This is a genomic window from Cupriavidus pauculus, assembly GCF_008801835.1.
Classification (GTDB): domain Bacteria; phylum Pseudomonadota; class Gammaproteobacteria; order Burkholderiales; family Burkholderiaceae; genus Cupriavidus; species Cupriavidus pauculus.
In genome coordinates, this window is the sequence record NZ_VZOW01000004.1 from 22,782 (window position 1) to 43,555 (window position 20,774).

Annotated in this window: 15 protein-coding genes and 1 tRNA gene; 3 read left to right on the forward strand and 13 right to left on the reverse strand. The window is 65.8% G+C overall.

The features are described 5' to 3' along the window. Positions 1–111 precede the first annotated feature (111 nt). Positions 112–450 carry a PadR family transcriptional regulator gene (locus tag F7R19_RS06285; protein ID WP_061955705.1) on the reverse strand — a complete coding sequence of 113 codons (339 nt, stop codon included), beginning with the start codon at positions 448–450 and terminating at the stop codon, positions 112–114. A 537-nt stretch (positions 451–987) separates the two neighbouring features. On the opposite strand from F7R19_RS06285, the gene F7R19_RS06290 reads away from it, so the two are divergent. Then, positions 988–1,899 carry a DMT family transporter gene (locus tag F7R19_RS06290; RefSeq protein ID WP_150979689.1) on the forward strand — a complete coding sequence of 304 codons (912 nt, stop codon included), beginning with the start codon at positions 988–990 and terminating at the stop codon, positions 1,897–1,899. A gap of 44 nt (positions 1,900–1,943) precedes the next feature. Here the strand turns inward: F7R19_RS06290 and F7R19_RS06295 are convergent, their stop codons facing one another. Next, the gene (locus F7R19_RS06295) at positions 1,944–2,285 is read right to left on the reverse strand and encodes a hypothetical protein (protein ID WP_150979690.1); all 342 of its coding nucleotides are present in this window, start codon (positions 2,283–2,285) and stop codon (positions 1,944–1,946) included. 107 nt (positions 2,286–2,392) lie between these two features. Next, the gene (gene fur, locus F7R19_RS06300; RefSeq protein WP_150979691.1) at positions 2,393–2,860 is read right to left on the reverse strand and encodes a ferric iron uptake transcriptional regulator; all 468 of its coding nucleotides are present in this window, start codon (positions 2,858–2,860) and stop codon (positions 2,393–2,395) included. A 479-nt stretch (positions 2,861–3,339) separates the two neighbouring features. Here fur and F7R19_RS06305 point away from each other — a divergent pair, with 479 nt between their 5' ends. Further along, on the forward strand, positions 3,340–4,104 hold the full coding sequence (locus F7R19_RS06305) for a 2OG-Fe(II) oxygenase (protein WP_407648928.1): 765 nt from the start codon (positions 3,340–3,342) through the stop codon (positions 4,102–4,104). Between the two features lie 9 nt (positions 4,105–4,113). On the opposite strand, the gene selD is transcribed toward F7R19_RS06305, so the two are convergent. The 10 genes from selD to F7R19_RS06355 all read right to left on the reverse strand — a co-directional run bounded on the left by selD (position 4,114) and on the right by F7R19_RS06355 (position 18,609). Beyond that, positions 4,114–5,298 (reverse strand): selenide, water dikinase SelD, encoded by a 1,185-nt coding sequence (gene selD, locus F7R19_RS06310; RefSeq protein ID WP_150979693.1) that lies wholly within the window; start codon positions 5,296–5,298, stop codon positions 4,114–4,116. Then, complete coding sequence (locus tag F7R19_RS06315; protein ID WP_150979694.1) at positions 5,298–6,419, reverse strand: transglutaminase-like domain-containing protein; 1,122 nt, start codon at positions 6,417–6,419, stop codon at positions 5,298–5,300. The genes selD and F7R19_RS06315 overlap by 1 nt, the downstream gene beginning before the upstream one ends. A gap of 130 nt (positions 6,420–6,549) precedes the next feature. Further along, a tRNA-Sec gene (locus F7R19_RS06320) sits at positions 6,550–6,645 on the reverse strand. Next, a complete protein-coding gene (gene selB, locus F7R19_RS06325; protein ID WP_150979695.1) occupies positions 6,624–8,750 on the reverse strand; it encodes a selenocysteine-specific translation elongation factor in 2,127 nt (708 codons plus the stop codon). The genes F7R19_RS06320 and selB overlap by 22 nt, the downstream gene beginning before the upstream one ends. After that, positions 8,747–10,171, reverse strand: a complete 1,425-nt coding sequence (selA, locus tag F7R19_RS06330) for an L-seryl-tRNA(Sec) selenium transferase (protein ID WP_150979856.1) — start codon at positions 10,169–10,171, stop codon at positions 8,747–8,749. The genes selB and selA overlap by 4 nt, the downstream gene beginning before the upstream one ends. Positions 10,172–10,178: 7 nt before the next feature. Continuing rightward, positions 10,179–11,153 (reverse strand): formate dehydrogenase accessory protein FdhE, encoded by a 975-nt coding sequence (gene fdhE, locus F7R19_RS06335; protein WP_150979696.1) that lies wholly within the window; start codon positions 11,151–11,153, stop codon positions 10,179–10,181. A gap of 40 nt (positions 11,154–11,193) precedes the next feature. Next, positions 11,194–11,838, reverse strand: coding sequence for a formate dehydrogenase subunit gamma (locus F7R19_RS06340; RefSeq protein ID WP_150979697.1), 645 nt, complete (start codon positions 11,836–11,838; stop codon positions 11,194–11,196). Continuing rightward, positions 11,825–12,799 carry a formate dehydrogenase subunit beta gene (fdxH, locus tag F7R19_RS06345; RefSeq protein WP_084003933.1) on the reverse strand — a complete coding sequence of 325 codons (975 nt, stop codon included), beginning with the start codon at positions 12,797–12,799 and terminating at the stop codon, positions 11,825–11,827. The genes F7R19_RS06340 and fdxH overlap by 14 nt, the downstream gene beginning before the upstream one ends. Positions 12,800–12,809: 10 nt before the next feature. Continuing rightward, the gene (fdnG, locus tag F7R19_RS06350) at positions 12,810–15,878 is read right to left on the reverse strand and encodes a formate dehydrogenase-N subunit alpha (protein ID WP_150979698.1); all 3,069 of its coding nucleotides are present in this window, start codon (positions 15,876–15,878) and stop codon (positions 12,810–12,812) included. Between the two features lie 118 nt (positions 15,879–15,996). Further along, positions 15,997–18,609: an autotransporter family protein gene (locus F7R19_RS06355; RefSeq protein WP_150979699.1), complete on the reverse strand. Its 2,613-nt coding sequence runs from the start codon at positions 18,607–18,609 to the stop codon at positions 15,997–15,999. A 404-nt stretch (positions 18,610–19,013) separates the two neighbouring features. Between F7R19_RS06355 and F7R19_RS06360 the strand changes: the two genes are divergently transcribed. Continuing rightward, a complete protein-coding gene (locus F7R19_RS06360) occupies positions 19,014–20,636 on the forward strand; it encodes a hypothetical protein (RefSeq protein WP_150979700.1) in 1,623 nt (540 codons plus the stop codon). Positions 20,637–20,774: the final 138 nt, after the last annotated feature.

The window sequence follows — 20,774 nt, forward strand, 5'->3', positions numbered from 1 at the left end:
GCAGAAACGGGTACGCCACGCCTGACGGGACTGGCCGGCCACAAAAAGAAAACCCGGCTGACGCACACGCGTGCAGCCGGGTTCCCGCGAGCGGGGGCGCTCAAATATTTGTCAGCTGTTATGGATGGCGGTGTGTGGCGCGGCGCTGGACGCTGTCGCGCCGGAATGGTGGAGGCGGCGATAAAGTTCATCGATGCGCGAGCGGCTGGTCGCCAGTTCCTCGCGGCCCTGTTCGGTCAACTGGTACACCCGTCCGATGCCATCGCGCAGCACGCTTTCCAGATAGCCCTCCATCTGCAAGGCGCGCAGCAGCGGCCGCACGGTGCCGATGTCCACCTGGAATCCGTATTCGATGAGCATTTCTGCAAGCATGGCCACGGTGGCGGGCACCTCCATGGCGAATTGCATCACGTAGACGCGGGCTAGCAAGCCGAGGAACTGTCGTTTCATGAGGCTGGGAACGCAATACCGGGGCGGAAGGTTGACGCGGGAATGCAACGTGCGCGAAACGCCTCACCCCACAGCGCCGCACAATCGCTACGATACGTGTTTTTCCGACGATAGAAAAAAAGAAGCCGCCAGGGTTGCCTGGCGGCTTGTCGGGAATGCGTCGGAGGGGTCAATTAACTCTGGCGCAGACCAGATTTTAATAGAACTGAATACGGGATGTCACGCCCTGTGGTAAAGCCCCCTCCATCAGTAGGGTGCGGGTGAAAGCGAGTCGAAAGCGATCTTGCCGCGCCCGTGCAATTGACATGGCTTTTGCGCCATTTTGGGGCAAATATTCGTTGTTTTCGCGTCATATCGGATAGATCGTGCTGCGCCTAGGCATGTGTCCGAATCCAGCCAGCCATGCGCCGCTTTTAGCGCTGTAATGACGCAAGGCTCATGTGTTTGCCCCGCACGATTTGCTCGAAATGTGGCGCTTTTGTCGCCTCTGGGCAACGGTTCTACGCACTCTGCCGTCATCGCTAACTTCCCACCCCCATGAGACCTGCCGACCTGCTTCGCCTGCTGTCGCTTTCCGCCATCTGGGGCGCCAGCTTCCTGTTTATCCGGATTGCTGCGCCCGTGCTGGGGCCGTTGCCCACAGCCTTCTTCCGTGTGCTGATTGGCGCGCTGACGCTGGCCGCGTGCCTGCCGATGATGGGGCTGAAGTGGAACATGCAAGGCAAATGGCGCCCGGTCATTGTGCTGGGCATCATCAATTCCGGCATTCCCTTTGTGATGTACTCGGTGGCGGCGCTGTGGCTGCCCGCCGGATATTCCGCCATCTTCAACGCCATGACGCCGTTGATGGGCGTGGTCATCGGATCGCTGTTCTTTGCAGAGAAACTCACGCGGGCCAAGGCTGCGGGCGTGCTGATAGGCCTCGCCGGCGTTTTCGTGCTGACACGCACGGGCCCGGTGGTGTTTTCGCACGAGGTGATGCTTGGCGCGCTGGCCTGCCTGGTCGCCACCTCGTGTTACGGGCTGGCCGGATTTTTGACGCGACGCTGGATCACGGCGCGCGGCGGACTGGACAATCGCCTCGTGGCGGGCGGCAGCCTGGTGGGTGCCACGCTGTTCCTGCTGCCGTTCAGCGTCGCGGCGCTGCTGCGTGACAACACGCTGCCTGCAGCCGACTTCGGCGTATGGGGCGCGATGGTCGGCGTCGGCATGTTCTGTACCGCTATCGCCTATGTGCTGTATTTCCGTCTGATCGCGGATCTGGGGCCGGTCAAGTCGCTGACGGTCACCTTTCTGATTCCGCCGTTCGGCATCGTGTGGGGATGGATGTTCCTGGGAGAAACGCTGTCGTGGGCGCACGCCGCAGGGATGCTGCTGATCGGCGTGGCGGTCTGGCTGGTGCTGCGTCCCGCCGCCCCGGCCGCGGCGGCGGCAGTGGCCCGGTCATGACGCCGGGCGGGCAGCGGGATCGGTAGGTCCAAGCTGGGGCGACATCAGCGGCGATAGTAGTCGTCATGGTGATGCCACGCATGATATTCGCGGCGGTCGTACCAGCGGCGGCCGTCCCAGTAACGATCGCCGTGCCAGCCGACGATTACGGCGGGCGGCGCCACATATACCGGCGACGCGGCGCGGTACACCACGGGCGGCGGGGGCGGCGGCGCAACATAGACGGGGCGGGGCGCCACGTAGACCGGCGCTGGGGCCACCACTACCGGCGCGACAGGCACGCCGAGATTCACATCGACATCGACGCGCGCCATGGCTGCGGTGGAAGCCGCCAGCGTGGCGACGCCGGCAAGAAACAGGGAAAGACGGAGTGGGCGCTTGGTCATGGTAGTCACCGTGGGCGAGATGCGATGACTTCACTCTACCCAAACGGCGTATTACCGATTTCGCGCCTTTGTAACGCGGACACGCGTTTATGTAAGAAACGTGCGCGTTAGTCGTGAACCACGCCGGCTGCGGTCTCGGCATCGGCCTGCTGGCAGGCGCGGCAGAGCCCGTACAGCACCAGCATGTGCTCGCGCAGTTCGAAATCGTTCTGCGCCGCCACCTGCCGCTGGCGTTGCTCGATGCTTTCGTCGCGGAATTCCTCGACCACGCCGCAGCCAACGCAGATCAGATGGTCATGGTGGCCGCCCTCGTTCAGTTCGAAAACCGCGTGGTCCGACTCGAAGCTGTGGCGCAACAGGATGTTGGCCTGCACCAGCTGATTCAGCACGCGATACACCGTCGACAGGCCTGCCTCGACATCGAGATCGAGCAGCACGCGATACACGTCTTCCGCGCTCAGGTGGCGGCGATGGCTGCTGCGGAACACTTCCAGCACGTGCATGCGCGGGGAGGTGGCCTTCAGGCCCGCGCGCTTCAGTGGGACGGCTTTGGAATTCACGGTGGAAGTAGTCATGCGCAAGCTCGCGTCCGCTACGGGCACGCGGTTAATACTCCAATCGGTGGATCCGGCGCGACGCGCGCGGTATCGGCGCTCTGGGCCGGATCGCGCGTCCGCCGGCACATGGCGGAATCAGGCGGAAGCGCCCGGACCGGTCGAACCGCGCCGGCCCGGGCGGCGCACTGTTCTTCACAGTGCGCGGAATAAAAAGGTGGCCTGGCTTGTCGCTGGATGACGCGATCGGGAAAACGGGGTCTGGATGTTTTCCCGATCTTCCTGCGACTGGCTACTACCAAACGCTCCGTGTCTCGGAGCGGTCCCCACAAAAGACGGTCTGCGATGATGTTGGTGAAGACTGACTTTCCATGCCAACAGCACCTGGTAATCGGTTCCTGTCCGGTTTCGGCGTTGCCGTGCGTCAGACAGTGAAGCCAGTGTAAATGGGAATTAATCTCATTTCAAGAGATTTTTTCAATGAGTCGATAGGAGCGGCTTTGAGTACGAGGACGAACACGAACACGAACCCCGTCGGGCCATCGGCACTGGTGCGGGACGACGTCGCCGCATGTGTCGATCGACTCGACTGGCCAGCGATCGAGGCAGAGCTCGATGCCTACGGCTGCGCTGCCCTCCCGGGCCTGGTTGATGCGGCGACCTGCGACGCGCTGATCGCGCTCTACGCGCAGGACCACCTGTTCCGCGCCCGCATCGACATGCACCGCCATGGCTTTGGTCGAGGCGAGTACAAGTATTTCGCCTACCCCTTGCCCGATGTGGTCGGCCAACTGCGCGACGCGCTATACCCGCATCTGGCGCCGGTCGCCAATCGCTGGCATGCCGCGATGGGGATCGAAAGCGATTATCCGCAGCGCCATGCGGATTACCTCGCGCGCTGCCATCGCGCCGGACAGCGTCGCCCGACGCCGCTGCTGCTGCGCTACGAGACCGGCGATTTCAACTGCCTGCATCAGGATCTGTACGGCGCGCATGTGTTTCCGTTGCAGGTGGCGGTCCTGTTATCCGATCCAGGCAAGGATTTCACTGGCGGGGAATTCGTGATGACCGAGCAGCGTCCGCGTATGCAGTCGCGGGCGGAAGTGGTGCCGCTGCGCAAAGGCGACGCGGTGGCGTTTGCGGTCAGCCAGCGGCCGGTGCAGGGCGGGCGGGGCGTGTATCGCGTCAACCTGCGGCACGGCGTGAGCCGCCTGCGCAGCGGCCAGCGCCACACGCTCGGCATCATCTTTCACGACGCCGCGTAGGGCGCCCGCCTAGGGTTCCGACAGCGCCGTCCCATAAGGCCGCCGATCCTCCGCGCGCACTCGCACGGTCGTCGGGCCTTCATGCATCTGCCCCACCACCGCGGCGTGCCCGAAGCCCTCGGCACGGAACACGCCCAGCACCGCGTCCACCGCATCGGGCGCGCAGGCCACCAGCAGCCCGCCGCTGGTTTGCGGATCGGTCAGCAGCGCCTGATGGACTGGCGTGACGCCGGCGTCGAGCGCGACGTCGTGCCCATAGGCGGCCCAGTTGCGCCGTGATGCGCCGGTGACCGCGCCGTTTTCCGCCAGCGCCGACACGCCTGGCAGCAGCGGCACGCGCGCAATATCGACCGTCGCGCCCAGCTCGCTGCCGCGGCACAGTTCCAGCAGATGCCCAAGCAGGCCGAAGCCGGTTACGTCGGTCATCGCGTGCACGCCATCCATCTCCGCGAAGCGCTTGCCTGGCGTGTTGAGTCGCGTGGTGCTGTCGATCATCTGCCGGTAGCCGTAGTCATCCAGCAGATCCTTCTTGATGGCCGACGAATAGACGCCTACGCCGAGCGGCTTGCCGAGGATCAGCACGTCCCCTGCTTGGGCGTTGCGATTGCGCTTGATGTGGTCTGGATGGACCAGCCCCATCACCACCAGGCCGTAGATGGGCTCGACCGAATCGATCGAATGACCGCCGGCCACGGGGATGCCGGCCTGCGCGCAAATCGATTCGCCGCCTTCGAGAATCCTGCCGATGGTGTGCGGCGACAGCATGTCTATCGGCATGCCGACCAGCGCCAGCGCCATGATCGGCGTGCCGCCCATGGCGTAGATATCCGAGATGGCGTTGGTGGCCGCGATACGGCCGAAATCGAAGGGATCGTCCACCACGGGCATGAAGAAATCCGTGGTGGCCACCAGCGCCTGCGTGTCGCTGAGCCGATAGACTGCGGCGTCGTCGCTGGTCTCGATGCCCACCAGCAATTCGGGCGGCGTGGGGAAATGGCGGGTGTTGCGCAGGATATCGCGCAGCACGTCGGGCGCGATCTTGCAGCCGCAGCCGCCGCCATGGGCCAGCGACGTCAGCCGCGCCTCGCCGCCGCGGCTTCCGGATTCGTGAGGGTCCAGCTGGGCGCCCCCAGCGCCGGACGCGCCGGTTCCGTCGGTATTCCAGTTGCCAGCCTGCACGATCAGTTCCCTCATCAAGCCACCCTGCGCGAAGTGATGCGATAGCCGAACGCCGCCGGATCCAGGCTGTCCAGCGTGCCGCCCGCCACCTTGCCGTTGGGATACATCAGGAACGGCAGGGGCGCCATGCCGCTGCCGGGCAGACGCACATCGTGCCCGTGGTTGTAGGCGACCCAGTTGCCTTCCCACGCGCCGAACAACATGGCGCGTGCGGCGCGCACCTTGGCGTCCGTCATGGGCAGCCCGCCTGGCGCTTCTTCCAGCGCCACCTTGCGCACGTCGGCGGGATCGGCCGGAATCCAGCCCAGGCCGGCCGCGTAGAACTCGGCGCGGCAGTGCTGCGCGCGCGAGATATCGCCCGATTTGCCCAGCGCGCGGAAGCCCAGCGAGGAATCGTCGACGCGCACGCCGTAGGCGTCGCGGGCCGGGATGCCGACCGCGCGCGTCAGCGCCACGAACAGCGCATTGATGTCGGCGCACTTGCCGTTCATGATGCCGCCGGTCTTCAGCATCGTCACCACGTCGCCGGTGCCGCAGCCGCGTACGCGGGCGTCGCGGCAAGTGTGATCGACCACCCATTGGTAGATGGCCTGCGCGCGCGTCATGTCGTCGGTCATGCCCGCAGTGATCGCCCGCGCGGTGTCGCGCACGATGCCGTCGGTGGGCATCCAGCGCGTCGGCTGCAGATAGCGGCGCAGCGCGGCGGCGTTTTCGCGCGGCGCACGGGCTGGCGTGGCTGCGCCGAGATCGACATCGCGGTCGCGCAGCGCCACCGTGCTGGTCAGCCGCGCGGTCAAAGGCGCGCCATAGGTGGGCGTGGGCCATTCGACCACCACCATGTTCACGTCGAAGGCGGACGCGCGCACGGCGCGGGCGTTTGCGCCCGGGGCCTGCCAGTCGGTGGAAAGCGTGCGCTGATAGTCGCCAAGATGAGGCGCCGTGAGTGGCAGCCAGACCGTGGCGGGCGCGGATGACGCCGGCAGCATCACCTCTGTGGTCAGCTCGTAGGTGCGCCAGCCGTCGGTCGCGGAAATGGCCTCAGCCGAGGGGGTTGTGGAAAATGCCGGGGCGATGCCGCCCGCGCCAATCGAAACCGGGACCGCGGCGCCGAGCCGCAGAAACGCGCGTCTGTCCATGAAAGATCCTTGGATGAGTAGTTCGAGACTCGAAACATGCCCAACCGCTGCTCATGCATGGTAGGTCACGTGGCGCGCAACAGGAAAGGCTCGTTTGGAGGGGTATTGGCGCAAATGCCGGCCAAAGAGATGGCGGAAAGCAGCAGGAGTCGAACCTACCAGGGAACGTCTGGCGCCCCCAACCGGGTTTGAAGCCCGGCCGCATCACCGGATACGGATGCCTTCCTTGGATGACGGCGCCCGGTCCGTCGCAACTGCGCGCTGTGCCGATCCCCGTGCGCCGCCGGCCGTGCCGGGCGCATTGGGAGCGTCGGGGCTTTCGCCCGTTTCGGCGCTGGCCGGCTTGGATGGTCCGGCGCCTGACGCGTGTGGCCGCCATTCGCTGTCCGGGCGCAGCATGCGAGCGTTGGCCACGCGGCGAGTGTATCCCGCGCGATCGAAGAATTCCAGAATCTGGATCGCGCGTTTGCGACCGAGGTCCACGGCATCGCGGAACACGGCCGCCTGCACATGGCGATGCATCGCCGCCAAATTGCCGAACCGCGTGGCCAGCGTCTCGATCGCATCGGCCGCATAGAACAGGTCGTGCACCACCTGATGCACCGCACCCTGCCGCGCCAGCTTTTGCAGCACGGCACGCACGTGCGCTTCCGGCGCGTTGAGCGCCACCGCGTGCTGGCGCACCCATGGCGGGTCGAAGCCGCCGGCGGCGACGCGCGGCAGCAGCGTGCCCGCAAGCGCGCGCTCGGCGTCGGTGAAGGCGATCTCGTGGCCGGGTAGGCGTAGCCAGCCGCCATGGCGTTCGATCGCGTGCTGCTGCAACAGCGTGTCGAGCAGCGCCGACCACAGCGCATCGGGAATCGGCGCACCAACAAAAGCCACGCGCCGCAGCGACCCGGCGCCGAGTCCCGGCTCGTCCGGCATGCGCGTATGAAACGCAGCCAGCGTGTCGATTGCCCTGGCGCGCAGCGCATCGAGATGGCGCGACAGGATCAGGCTGTCGCCGATGCGCAGCACATCGTCAGGCAACTGCCATTCGCCGGGCGTCAGGCCCGTAAGCTGCACCAGCCGCGTTTGCGTGATGCCATGCGGGGCGTGCGCCAGCAGCGGCGACAGGCCGTCGCCACCGATCATGCGCTGGATGCCGCGCAGCCACGCCAGCCGCTGCGGCGTGCGGCGGTGGCGCTCGGGCGCAACGTTGTCGAGCACCACGCCGCCGCCCACGGTTTGCGTGGCCTGCGCATTGCGCACGATGAAGCGGTCGCCGGCCAGCGCGACAACCGGCGCGGACAAGACCAGCTGCGCCAGCGCCGAACCGCCCGGCGCCAGCGATTCGGCGTCCAGCAGCACCACGTTGGCGGTGCGATGCGCCGCGCCGAGATGCACGTGCAGCGGCGTCCAATGGCCCACGCGGAACTCGCCCGGTGCCTGTGCATCGGCACGGTCCTTGTTCCGGCCGGCGTGGCTGCGCGCCGCGCCATCGGCATGCCAGCCCGGCGCCAGCGTCAGCTCGACGTCGAGCCGCGTGACCGGCGCCATCAGCGCGGCATCGACGATCCAGTCGCCGCGCCGCACGTCGTCCTTTTCGACGTTGGCGAGATTGAGCGCGCAGCGTTGCCCGGCAACGCCGATCGATGCGGGCCGTTGCTGGGCGTGAATGCTGCGCACGCGCACGGGCAGCCCGGCGGGCGCCACCCGCATCGAATCGCCCACGTTGACGCGGCCGTTGAAAACGGTGCCGGTGACCACCGTGCCGTGGCCGGCGAGCGTGAATACGCGATCGACCGCCAGCCGGAACAGGCCGCTGGCGCGATGGACCGGCAGGTCCTGGGCGGCGGCGTGCAGGAAGTCTCGCAGCTGCGTGATGCCCGGGTGCTGCGCATCGGTGGCATCGAGCGCGAACAATGGCGCGTCCGCATACGGGGTGGCCGCCAGCCACGCGGCAATTTCGCGGCGCACTGTGTCGCATCGCGCCGCGTCCACGCGATCTGTCTTGGTCAGCGCCACCACGGCGCGCGGCACGCCCAGCCGTTCGACGATGGCCAGATGCTCGCGCGTCTGCGGCATCACGCCATCGTCGGCGGCAATCACCAGCAATGCCAGGTCGATGCCGCTGGCACCGGCGGCCATGGTATGGATCAGCCGCTCGTGTCCGGGCACATCGATATAGCCGAGCACATCGCCATTGGGCAGCGGCGTATAGGCGTAACCGAGTTCGATCGAGATGCCGCGCGCTTTTTCTTCCTTGAGCCGATCGGTGTCGACGCCCGTGAGCGCGCGGACCAGCGTGGTCTTGCCGTGGTCGATATGCCCCGCGGTGCCGACGATCATGGACGCGCCGCCTCCGGCAGTTGCGGCCACTGCGCGACGAAATCCGCTTCGTCCGGTGCTTCCAGGCAGCGCAGGTCGAGCCACAACGCCTGCTCGTTGATCCGGCCGATCACGGGGCGCGGCAGCGCGCGCAACGCCGCTTCCAGCTGCTGCAGGCGGCGGCCGACGCCACGCTTGCCCGCGTTGCGCACACCGATCGCCAACCCGCAGCTTGGCAGTTGCCCGCCTGGCATGGCACCGCTGCCGATCTGGCTGACCATCGGCACCACCTGCACCTGCCAGGCATCCCCCAGCGCCGCGGCGATTGGCGGCAGCAGGCGCTGAGCCATGTCGGCGATCTCAGCGGCGGGGCGTGTCAGCAGCCGCAGTGTCGGCAGCGCCTGCGCCAGCGTGTCGGGGTCGCGATACAGCCGCAGCACGGGCTCCAGCGCGGCAAGGGTCAGCTTGCCCACGCGCAGCGCGCGCTTGAGGGGATTTTTCTTGATCTTCGCGATCAGATCCGCGCGCCCGACGATCAGCCCCGCCTGCGGGCCGCCGAGCAGCTTGTCGCCGCTGAAGGTCACCAGGTCGGCGCCGGCCTCGATGGTTTCGCGCACCGTGGTCTCGCGCGGCAGTCCCCAGCGCGTCATATCGCACAGCGTGCCGCTGCCCAGATCGACCACCACCGGAATGCCATGCGGGCGCGCAAGATGCACCACCTCCGCCACGTCGACGCTGCGCGTGAAGCCTGTGATCTCGTAGTTGCTGCAATGCACCTTCATCAGCAACGCGGTGCGCGCGCCGATGGCGTTGGCGTAGTCGTGTGGATGCGTGCGATTGGTGGTGCCGACTTCGACCAGCCTGACGCCTGCACGCTGCATGATGTCCGGGACGCGGAAGGCACCGCCGATCTCGACCAGTTCGCCGCGCGAAACGATGACCTCGCGTCGCGGCGCGAGCGTGTTCAGCATCAGCAGCACGGCCGCCGCGTTGTTGTTGACCACCGTGGCGGCTTCGGCACCCGTCAGCTCGCGCAGCAGATCGTCGATCAGATCGTCGCGGTCGCCGCGGCCACCGGAAGCGAGATCGAACTCGAGATTGGCCGGCGCGGTCATCGCGCGCATCACGGCCTGCACCGCGGCATCCGGCAGCAGCGCGCGGCCCAGATTGGTGTGCAGCACGGTGCCGGTCAGATTGAACACGGCGCGCAGGCGCGGCTGGTGCGCGCGGAGCAGTCGGGCGGCCAGCGCATCGCGCAGCGCGGCGTCGCCGAGCGCGTGGCGTGGCAGCGTTCCCGCGACAGCCTCGGCGCGCAGGGCCTCGAGCATCTGCCGCAGCGCGGCGGTGGTCGGCGCGCGGCCATAGCGATCGAGCAGCGGCTGCATCGTCGCATGGTTGAGCAGCCGATCGACGGAGGGAATGTCGGCCGGCCGCGCCGGCATTGACACGCTATCGTTCATCGCGCGCGGTCCCGCCATCGTCGCCGGCCCGGGAGTCTTCGCCATCGCCGTCGCCCTCATCGCTCTGGTCGCCCAGCCACAGCAGCGGATTGCCGTTGGCGCGCCCATAGCCCGCTTCACCCATCATCACGTCCAGCGCCAGCGTCGCCAGGTCGTCGGCCACGGGTTCGACCATCTGGTCCTTTTCCATATAGCCGATCTTGCGGTAGCGATGGCACTGGTCGCAGGTTTCGGCCTTCAGCGCGTCCCCGTGACCTTCCACGTTGTAGTAGCTGATGCCTTCGGTCGATTCGCAATGGCTGCATTTGACGCGCACCATGTGCCATTCGGTGGCGCAGAGGCCGCAATGCAGATAGCGCAGACCCTGATAGCGTCCGCCGATGCGCACGATGCTGGCCACTGGCGGCACGCCGCAGACCGGGCAGACGGTTGGCACATCGAGCACCGGGATATCGCGCTCGCGCAGCGCGCTGGCCAGCACGGTGCGGTCGACTTGCAGCGCTGCCATCAGCAGCGGCGCGACCGTGGCGTCGATCGGCGCGTCGCCAAAACCCAGCAGCGCCTGCAACTGGGCGATGCGGGCATCGGCGGACATCGCGTGCAGAGCGGCCAGCGGCGCGGCGAGTGCACCTGCCGTGACGGCCAGCCGCTCGAACAGGGGTCCGGCGGAGTACAGCGTGTCGGTGTGCTGGGCATTCACGAGTGGCATGCAGTGCTCGCCGGCGCGCGCGATGTCGTCGGCGGACGGCGCGGGCACCTCGATGCGCTGCGCAACCTCGTGCTGTGCGTCCGCCACTGCGGCCATCAACAGCAGGTAGGGTTCAATCGGATTCGATGGCGCAAGCTGGCGCAGGCGTTGCGCCCGCGCGCCAAAGACTTCGTTGCGATCCGGCAGACGCACGCGCGCAATTGCAACGTGGTCGATCGACTCGATTTCTGACGGCTCGAGAATGCGCTGCACCATCGTATCGTCCTCTGGCGAGCGCCGCTGTCAGCTTGCTCGCCTATTTGTCGCCTGGCCGAAAGGTTTCCCGGAACCACGCACGATGATGCTTCCACGCCCAGCCCGGTGTCACCGTGCCGCGCGTCATCGCCTGTACCGACCCCTTGACCCAGACCGCTGCATAGATGTGCACAATGATGCCGCAAATCAGCGCGAAGGCGCAAACCGCATGCACCACCGCGGCCAGGCGGATCGCCCAGATCGGGAACAACGCCGAGAAATACGCGCGCCACATCACGATGCCGCTCAACAGCAGCAGCACCAGGCAGAACACCATCACGAAGAACAGCAGCTTCTGTCCGGCGTTGTAGCGGCCCACATCGGGCAGGTTTTCCTCGTGGTTGGTCAGCACGTCCCTGCCGTGCCGCAGCCATTCGCGGTCGTTCCACGTGATCAGGTTGTGATGCCAGAATCGCAGCGCAAGAATCATGAACGCCACGAACATCACCACGCCGATGAACGGGTGCAGGATCCGCGTCCATGTACCGCCGCCCAGCAGGGCGCTCATCCAGTACATCGACGGATGAAACAGCGCGAGGCCCGACAGCGCCATCAGGACGAATGTCAGCGCGACGATCCAGTGGTTGGTCCGTTCGCCGGCGCTGTAGCGGCGGATGGTTGCCTCGCGGCGCTTATCGATTCTCATCGCGGACCTCCTCTGGCGGCACGATTTCATCGGGGGTGCCGCGCGGCCTGGGGTTGTCGCGGCCCCAGCGCACGATTTCGTCTTCCGCCGCGGCTTCGTCCTCGGGGCCGGTCTCGTTCGGTCCCACGCGGATGTAGTGGAAGAATCCGGCCAGCGCCGCCAGCGCCATGCCCGCCACTGCCAGCGGCTTGGAGATGCCCTTCCACAGGCTCACCAGCGGACTGATATGCGGATCGTTGGGCAGGTTGTGATAGAGGCTGGGCTGGTCGGCATGATGCAGCACGTACATCACGTGCGTGCCGCCGACGCCGGCCGGATCGTACAGACCGGCCTTGTCGAAGCCGCGCGTCTTCAGGTCCTCGATGCGTTCCTCCGCGTGCGCGATCATGTCGGTCTTGGTGCCGAACACGATCGCGCCGGTCGGGCACGTCTTCACGCAGGCGGGCTCCTGGCCCACGGCCACGCGATCCGAGCACAGCGTGCACTTGTAGGCCTTGTGGTCCTGTTTCGAAATGCGCGGGATATTGAACGGACAACCGGCAACGCAGTAGCCGCAGCCGATGCAGTTTTCCTCGTGGAAATCGACGATGCCGTTGGCGTATTGCACGATTGCGCCCGGCGCCGGACACGCCTTCAGGCAGCCCGGATCTTCGCAGTGCATGCAGCCGTCCTTGCGGATCAGCCATTCGAGATTGCCGTTCGGATTCTCGTACTCGGTGAAACGCATCAGCGTCCACGTGTGTTCGTCCAGATCGGCGGGATTGTCATAGACGCCGACATTGGTGCCCACCTCGCCGCGCAGGTCGTTCCATTCCATGCACGCGGCCTGGCATGCCTTGCAGCCGATGCACTTGGTGGTGTCGATCAGCTTGGCCACGCTGCCGGTAACCGGCGCGCGCACGCTGGGCGACGGCGTGGTGGTGGCCGAGCGGCGCACGATATCGAGAGACTGTAGTGCCATCGTGTGTCCCCTATGCCTTTTCGACCTTCACCATGAACGACTTGAATTCGGGCGTCTGCGTGTTGCCGTCGCCCACGAATGGCGTGAGCGTGTTGGCCAGGTAGCCCGGCTTGGTCAGCCCCGTAAAGCCCCAATGCAGCGGAATGCCAACCATGTGCACCACCTTGCCGTCGATGTGGAAGGGCTTGATCCGCTTGGTGACCAGCGCCACGGCCTTGATGTAGCCGCGCGTAGACGTCACCTTGACGCGGTCGCCGGCCGCCACGCCCACCTGCTTGGCCAGGTCCTCGCCAATTTCCACGAACTGTTCCGGCTGCAGGATCGCGTTGATGCGCGCGTGCTTGGTCCAGTAGTGGAAATGCTCGGTCAGCCGGTAGGTGGTGGCGATGACCGGATACGCATCGGGCTTGCCAAATTGCTCCCAGTCCGGCTTGAACACGCGCGCGGCCGGATTGCTGACCGCGTTGGGCGCCTTGTCGTTGAGAAGGTTGTAGCCGAGCGGATTCTCGAAGGGCTCGTAGTGCTCGGGGAACGGGCCTTCCACCAGGTTCTGGCGCGCAAAGAAGCGCGCCACGCCTTCAGGCTGCATGATGAACGGGCCCATGCCCCTGGCCGGATCCTCGTCGAGCTTGAAGTCGGGTGTGTCGAAGCCGGTCCAGCTCGATCCGTTCCAGCCGATCAACTTGCGGTTTGGATTGAACGGCTTGCCATTCACATCGCACGATGCGCGGTTGTACAGCACGCGCCGGTTTGCCGGCCACGCCCAGGCCCAGTTCAGGGTCTGGCCGATGTTGGTCGGGTCCGAGTTGTCGCGCTTGGCCATCTGGTTGCCGGCCTGCGTCCACGACCCGCAGTAAATCCAGCAACCGCTCATCGTGCTGCCGTCGGCCTGCAGTTCACCAAAGCTGTTCAACTGCTCGCCGGCCTTGCGCACGATCTTGGTGGGATCCTTCGGATCGGCAAGATCGGTCAGCGCGCGGCCGGACAATTCCTTGGCCAGCTCGTCGGGCGTGGGCGAGTGCGGCACCGCGTACGGCCACCACAGGTTGACGATGGGATCCGGGAATTTGCCGCCGTCCTTCTGGTACATCTCGCGGATCTTCAGGAACAGCGCGGACATGATCTCGATGTCCGAGCGCGCCTCGCCGGGCGGATCGGCGCCCTGCCAGTGCCACTGCAGCCAGCGCGAGGAATTCACCAGCGAGCCGTTTTCCTCGGCAAAACAGGTGGTGGGAAGACGGAACACCTCGGTCTTGATCGATTTCGGATCGACGTCGTGCGTTTCGCCCGCGTTGCGCCAGAACTCGGAAGTCTCGGTGGCCAGCGGGTCCATGATCACCAGGAACTTCAGGTTGGACAGCCCCTTCTGCAGCTTGGCCTTGTTGGGCGCTGCCGCCAGCGGGTTGAAGCCCTGCGCGATGTACCCGTTCATGCGGCCTTCGTTCATCAGCTGGAAGACCTGCAGCAGGTCGTACGGCTTGTCCAGCTTGGGCAGGTAATCGAACGCCCAGTTGTTTTCGGCAGTGGCCGCCGGACCCCACCATGCCTTCATCAGGCTGACGTGGAACTTCGGCACGTTTTGCCAGTAGCTCAGTTGGTTTGGCCGTAGCGGTTTGAAGGCGCGCGCCTCGATGTACTTGTTGTAGTCCTGCTCCGATTCGGCGGGCAGCGTCAGGTAGCCGGGCAGCAGGTTCGACATCAGGCCGATGTCGGTCAGCCCCTGGATGTTCGAATGCCCGCGCAGCGCGTTCATGCCGCCGCCCGCAATGCCGATATTGCCCAGCAGCAGTTGCACCATGGCGCCGGTGCGGATCATCTGCGAGCCAACCGAATGTTGCGTCCAGCCCAGCGCATACATGATCGTCATGGCGCGGTCGGGCGCGGCCGTGCTGCCGAGCATCTCGCACACCTTCAGGAATTTGTCCTTCGGCGTGCCGCACACGCGCTCCACCATTTCGGGCGTGTAGCGCGCGTAATGCGCCTTCATCAGATTGAACACGCAGCGCGGATGCGCGAGCGTCGGATCGGTCTTTACGTAGCCGTCGTCGCCGCGTTCGTAATCCCAGCTTTCCTTGGCGTAGCTGCGCTTTTCCGCGTCGTAGCCGGAAAACAGGCCGTTCGCGAACTGGAAATCCTCGCGCACGATAAACGTGAAGTCCGTGTAGTTCTTCACGTATTCATGCTGGATCCGGTCGTTTTCGAGCAGCCAGCGGATCACGCCGCCCAGGAACACGATGTCGGTCCCCGTGCGGATCTGCACGTAATAGTCGGCCACGGACGCCGAGCGCGTGAAGCGCGGGTCCACCACGATCAGCCGCGCCTTGTTGTGCGCCTTGGCTTCGGTTACCCATTTGAAGCCGCACGGGTGCGCTTCGGCGGCGTTGCCGCCCATGATCAGTATTACATCCGCGTTCTTGATGTCGACCCAATGGTTCGTCATCGCTCCACGGCCAAACGTCGGGGCAAGACCTGCCACCGTCGGGCCATGTCAGACACGCGCCTGATTATCGAACCCCAACATGCCAAGACTGCGGACAGTCTTGTGCGTGATGTAACCCACCTCGTTGCTGCTGGCAGAGGCCGCCAGCATGCCCGTGGTCAGCCAGCGGTTGACCGTCTGGCCCTGATCGTTCTTCTCGACGAAGTTGGCATCGCGGTCCTGCTTCATCAGCTTGGCGATGCGGTTGATCGCGTCGTCCCAGCTGATGCGCTGCCATTTGTCCGATCCGGGCGCGCGGTACTCGGGATATTGCAGACGGCTCGGGCTGTGGATGAAATCGATCAGCCCCGCGCCCTTGGGGCACAACGTGCCGCGATTGACCGGGTGATCGGGGTCGCCCTCGATATGGATGATGCTGGCCTTGGCGTTCTTTGCCTTGTCGCCCAGGCTGTACATCAGCAGGCCACATGCCACCGAACAGTAGGGGCAGGTATTGCGGGTCTCGGTGGTGCGCGCCAGCTTGTAGGCACGCACTTCCGCCAGCGCGGCGTCGGGCGCGAACCCGACCAGCGCAAGGCTTGAACCCGCCAGCGACGCTCCCGTGAACTTCAGGAACTGTCGGCGGTTCATCGTAACCATGGGGAAACCTCCTAGTACCGGGCCGCTGCCCGGTCATGGATTTATCTGCAAAGACAGAGAACAGTATAGGCAATAGTGGCGTTTTCGCTATGTGCGCCCGCCGCGCGGCGGGCGCCTGTCACCAGAGCCAGCGCAGGCCGAGGTTGCCGCCGAGATTGTTGCGGTGCACACCATCAAGATTGGTGGTGTAGGCCACGGTCAGGTACAGGCTGCTGCTGCGATCGAGCCGGGCTGCCACGCCAGCGCCGAACTGTGCGGCCGTGCTGGCCAGCGACGCATCCACGGCGTCGGTCGATGCGAAGACGATCTGGTCCGTGCCGCCGAAACTGCGCAGCAGGTTGGCGCGCAGCCACGGCATCCACGTCACGCCGTTGCGCTGGAATTGCCGTTCCGCCCGCACACCTACGCGCGCCAGCCAGCCGCTGGCGGTCTGGAAGCTGACCGGCGAGATGCCGTCGTCGATATCGTTCAGCGAGATGTGCTGCCAGATCAGTTGCGCCTGCGGCTCGATGGCGTAGCCGTTGCCGAGCCGGAGCGGCAGGCCGGCTTCGATCGACGTGGAGGCGGCGGTGCCATGCGTGCTTGAGCCCACGCCGCGCGCCGAGCGCGGGTTGGCGATCAACGTGCTGCCCTGCAGCACAGCGTCGGTGTACCAGCCGGTCGGGCCGACATGCGTCCAATAGCCACCCAGGCTGTATGCATCGACCGACAGCGTGCCGACGGTTGCCCCGCGGAAGCCCTGCGCGAAACCGTTGACGTCGCCCGATGCGCGCGCGAATCCCAGCATCAATCCGTAGTGATTGCGATGGCCGCTTGCCGTCGCGTCGGCATAGACGTCCTGCCCGATCTGCACGCCTGCCACGGTGCCGTCGAACGCTGCGTCGACACTGCCTTGTTGCCCCTGTTGCATCCGGCCGCCCCAGAGGCGCGCCCAACTGGCGGGCAAGCGCCCGCGTTCTTCGAGCAACGCCTGCTGGCCCTGGCGCTCATGGAAGGTGCCGATCTGGTCGAAGCCGATCTGCCGCACCACCGCCGGCGTGGCCGCGTACGGCGGCACCTCGGGGCGATAGAGCACCACCGGCCCGCCATCGGCCAGGTCCAGCGACGGCAGCGCCGGCGTGCCCGGCGCCGGCAATTCGGGCGTGCCGGGCGCCGCAGTTGGCGCGATTTCCGCGCCGGACGTAGGCACCAGCGACGATCGCAGATACCAACTGTTTTCCGACCCGGCAGAGGCGCCGCCATGGAACAGGTAGTAGATATAGGGGCCCGCGCTGATCGATCCGCCGCGCAATGCGAATGCAGTCGCGGTGGACGTGGTCCCGTTAGTGGCCAGCACCAGCGGGATGCCGTCCGCGGTGGTCAGCCCGCCCGCGCCACTCAGATTGACCAGCGAAATCAGGGTATTGCCGCCGATGGCGCCACCCGACACCACCAGGCGCGCCGCGGGCGCTCCATCGCTGCCGAGCACCGATTCCGTCTGCAGCACGCCGTTGGCGCCGGTGTAGTCCCCGACGATGGTCAACTGCCCGCCGCCGCTGCCGTCGCCCGGATGTAGCGTGCCCTGATTGGTCACGCTGCCGGTCAGCGTGCCGGTGCCGGCCAGCGTGGCGCCGGTGCGCACCTGCGCGGCGCCGCCGATCGCGCCGGCGAGGGTCAGAGTGCCACTCTGAATGTCGATCGTGTTGAACACGCCGCTGCCTGACCACGTCCACGCCGAACCCTGCATCTGCATCAGCGCAAAGCGGTTGAAGGCGTTGTCTGCGGTGCCGCTGCCTTGGAGCACCAGTTGCGTGGCGGCATTGCCGCCGCCGTCCGCCGCGCCGCGAATCGTCGAACCGGTCTGCAGGATCAGCGTGTTGGCGCCCGCGCCCATCGACACCGCGGTGCCGGCGTCGCTCTGCAGCAGCCCCGCGTTGATGACGGTGGTGGCGCCGTTGAGCGTGCGGATCGCTGCTGCTTGACGGCTCACGATCTGGCCGCCCGCCTGGTTTTCCACGGTCGCCGTGAAACTGCTGCCGGCCGTATTCGAGAACACCGCATCGGCGCCAGCCCCGCGCGTCTCGATGCTGCCGCTGTTGGTCATCCGGTCGCCGTTGCCCTGCAGATAGACGCCGAAACTCGATGTGCCGGTGGTCAGCAGGCTGCCCTGGTTGGTGGCCGTGCCGCTGCCGCCCAGGATCGACATCGCGCGTGCATTGCTGCCCGTGGTGCTGATCGATCCGCTATTGATCAGGCCGTTGCCGGTCTGTCCGGTGTTGGTCTGGCCCCATGCCGCGGTCATGCCGTAGGCGTTTGGACCGGCCGTGCGGATCACGCCCTGGTTGACCAGCGTGTTGTTGCTGCCGTTGGCGGCCATGGCGTCGTTGAACGCGCCCGTGGTGGCGATCACGCCCTGTGTCGCGTTGGTCAGCGTATTGCCGTTGCCGCGGCCCAGCAGCACGGCGCCGCGATTGCTACCGGAGGCCGCGCCGCCGCTCAGCGACAAACTGCCGCCGTTGCTGACGCTGCTGCCACTATCGACCCGCATCGCGACCGGATTGACAGCATTGACAAAACTGCCTGACGCACCGGGCGCGATATTGATCGACACATTGGTGGCACCCACATCGGCCCGTGCAGGCGCCGTGATGCTGCCCGTGCAATTGACTGACGTGCCAGAAGCCGGCGCGATGTTGTCGCATTCGGCCAGCGCCGCTGTCGGCATTGCCAGCAGCGTCATGGCAACGGCCATTGCGATCGGTCGGGCCTGCGGGGGCGCGCAGGCGCACGTCGATCTGGAATGCAAGGCGGGGGCACGCGTCGTCGGTCGCAAGCGTCGTCTCCGTGCTTTGCATGCCAACGAGCATAGTAAAAATTGCGCTGCTAGTCGCGGATCGCCTCGTCGCATACAGGCGAACGATTCCCTGCCGATGTTTGACCCAGTCAGTCGCGATACGGGCCGCAATCGACAGAAATAAGTGAAACCGCAGATATGTCAATTCCCTCGTCGGGGGGTTATTCGGCTTAAAAGGGTTGCGACACACTTCACGTCGCCTGGCACGGTCCGCGCGGGCCGTGCGAAATGCGCATCGATCGATAAAGACAGCCAGGGTCGGCTGTTCCGATCCAAAAAATCAACATAACGAGATAACAGGGATGAAATCGAGACTTCTTTTGACGGGTTTGACCGCTGCAGTGCTTTCCGCCTGCGGTGGCGGAGATGGCGCGCCGTCGGCAACGCCCACGGTTACCACCACGTCGATCAGCGGCACCGCGGCGGTTGGCGCGGCGCTGGAAAATGCCACCGTGCAGGCCAAGTGCGCATCGGGCAGCGGCAGCGCGACGACCGCCGCCGATGGCACATTCACGATCAATATCGCGAACGCCGTTCGCCCCTGCGTGCTGAGCGTGACCACGCCTGACAATACGGTGCTGCATTCCGTGGTGGAAGCCGGTAGCGGCACCACCGCCGTCGCCAACATCTCGCCCTTCACCGAACTGATCACGGCTGCGCTGGCACAGGGCAGCACCACCGCGTTCTTCAACCAGTTCGACGCCGCCGCGCAAGGCCGTCTGACGTCGGCAAACCTGTCTACCTCCAGCGAAACGGTGCGTCTGGCGCTGACCGGCGTCGTCGACCTGAACGGCTTCGACCCGCTCAAGGGCGCACTGGTGGCCGCCAACAACGGCAAGCCCGGCAACGCGCTCGATCAACTGCTCGATACGCTGGGCGCCCGCCTGAAATCGTCGAAGGCCACTGTGGACGACCTAGCCACGGCCATCGTCAGCAATGCCGGCAGCGCCGCGCTGGGAACGCTGCTGCAGAAAGCATCGGCCACCTGCGCGGGCCTGCGCACCGGCGAGTATTTCCTGGCAGGGCCTGGCACGGCAACGGCCACGTCGGTAACCGTCGACGCCGACGCGCTGACGCTGACGCAGAAGTTTGCGGCCAACACGGTTTCGGCAACCGCTGTCGCATCGACCGTGCTTCTCACGCCGACCGACGAAAACTGCCGCTTCGCATTGAAGGACGTGCCCATCAGCGTGCTGGTGTCGAAGCTCGGCGTGAGCGTGCTGATGCAGACGCCGAACGACGTGCCGACCGGCTTCCCGATGTTCATGGTGCCTGTGCAGCAATTGCCGTTGTCCGATCTGGCCGGCGACTGGAACGCCGTAGCCGTAGCGTTGGGCAGCGGCTCGGCCCCCACATCGCGCTCCACCTTCACGCTGGACGCCAACGGCAAGATGACGGCAGCCTCGTCCTGCAACGACGATAACGTCTGCACGCCGTGGGACGCATCATCGCTGCCCTCCTTCGTCAAGCAGGCGGACGGATCCTTCCTGGCCAGCGGCGCGAACGGCAGCACGGTCGCCATCGCATTCAAGAGCACGGACGGGGTAGTGTCCGCCGTGGTCAGCGATCAGGGTTCCCTCATGGTTGCCAGCAAACAAGTCGTGCGCACGCTGCCGGCAGTCGGTAGCAAGAACGCGTATTGGGACTACGTCGCCTTCTCGGATGGAAGCGTCAATTTCTCGCGCGCGTCGACGGAGATCCTCAGCACGGATCCAGTCAACAACATCTACACCCGCAAGCGTATCGAAGACGGTCGTGTGGATGCCTGGAAGCTGAACGTGCCGGCAACCGGCTTGCGCTATCGCGCCAAGAGCAGCAGTGCCGACGAAGCGGTGCAACTGGCGCTGGGCAATACCGGCGTTGGCGTGAACCTCGGCCTGCACGTCAGCAAGCCATACTTCGACGTTTCGGTGAATCGTCCGTAAAATCCGGCGCTGGCGGCGTGTAAGCCGTCGGACGTCTGGTTCCGTTGAAAACCCGCCTGCATAGGCGGGTTTTTTATTGCCGCGCGCAGGTGGATGCATCGCAGGCATTTATTGGCACGTGCTTCAAGGGCTTCGTGT

Excerpts from the sequence above, each read along its gene's own strand:
- fur (WP_150979691.1), bottom strand. The coding sequence starts at position 2,860 with ATGACTACTTCCACCGTGAATTCCAAAGCCGTCCCACTGAAGCGCGCG.
- fdhE (WP_150979696.1), bottom strand. The coding sequence starts at position 11,153 with ATGGTGCAGCGCATTCTCGAGCCGTCAGAAATCGAGTCGATCGACCAC.
- selA (WP_150979856.1), bottom strand. The coding sequence starts at position 10,171 with ATGCCGGCGCGGCCGGCCGACATTCCCTCCGTCGATCGGCTGCTCAAC.
- F7R19_RS06285 (WP_061955705.1), bottom strand. The coding sequence starts at position 450 with ATGAAACGACAGTTCCTCGGCTTGCTAGCCCGCGTCTACGTGATGCAA.
- selD (WP_150979693.1), bottom strand. The coding sequence starts at position 5,298 with ATGAGGGAACTGATCGTGCAGGCTGGCAACTGGAATACCGACGGAACC.
- F7R19_RS06340 (WP_150979697.1), bottom strand. The coding sequence starts at position 11,838 with ATGAGAATCGATAAGCGCCGCGAGGCAACCATCCGCCGCTACAGCGCC.
- F7R19_RS06315 (WP_150979694.1), bottom strand. The coding sequence starts at position 6,419 with ATGGACAGACGCGCGTTTCTGCGGCTCGGCGCCGCGGTCCCGGTTTCG.
- F7R19_RS06295 (WP_150979690.1), bottom strand. The coding sequence starts at position 2,285 with ATGACCAAGCGCCCACTCCGTCTTTCCCTGTTTCTTGCCGGCGTCGCC.
- F7R19_RS06360 (WP_150979700.1), top strand. The coding sequence starts at position 19,014 with ATGAAATCGAGACTTCTTTTGACGGGTTTGACCGCTGCAGTGCTTTCC.
- F7R19_RS06290 (WP_150979689.1), top strand. The coding sequence starts at position 988 with ATGAGACCTGCCGACCTGCTTCGCCTGCTGTCGCTTTCCGCCATCTGG.
- F7R19_RS06355 (WP_150979699.1), bottom strand. The coding sequence starts at position 18,609 with ATGGCCGTTGCCATGACGCTGCTGGCAATGCCGACAGCGGCGCTGGCC.
- fdxH (WP_084003933.1), bottom strand. The coding sequence starts at position 12,799 with ATGGCACTACAGTCTCTCGATATCGTGCGCCGCTCGGCCACCACCACG.
- selB (WP_150979695.1), bottom strand. The coding sequence starts at position 8,750 with ATGATCGTCGGCACCGCGGGGCATATCGACCACGGCAAGACCACGCTG.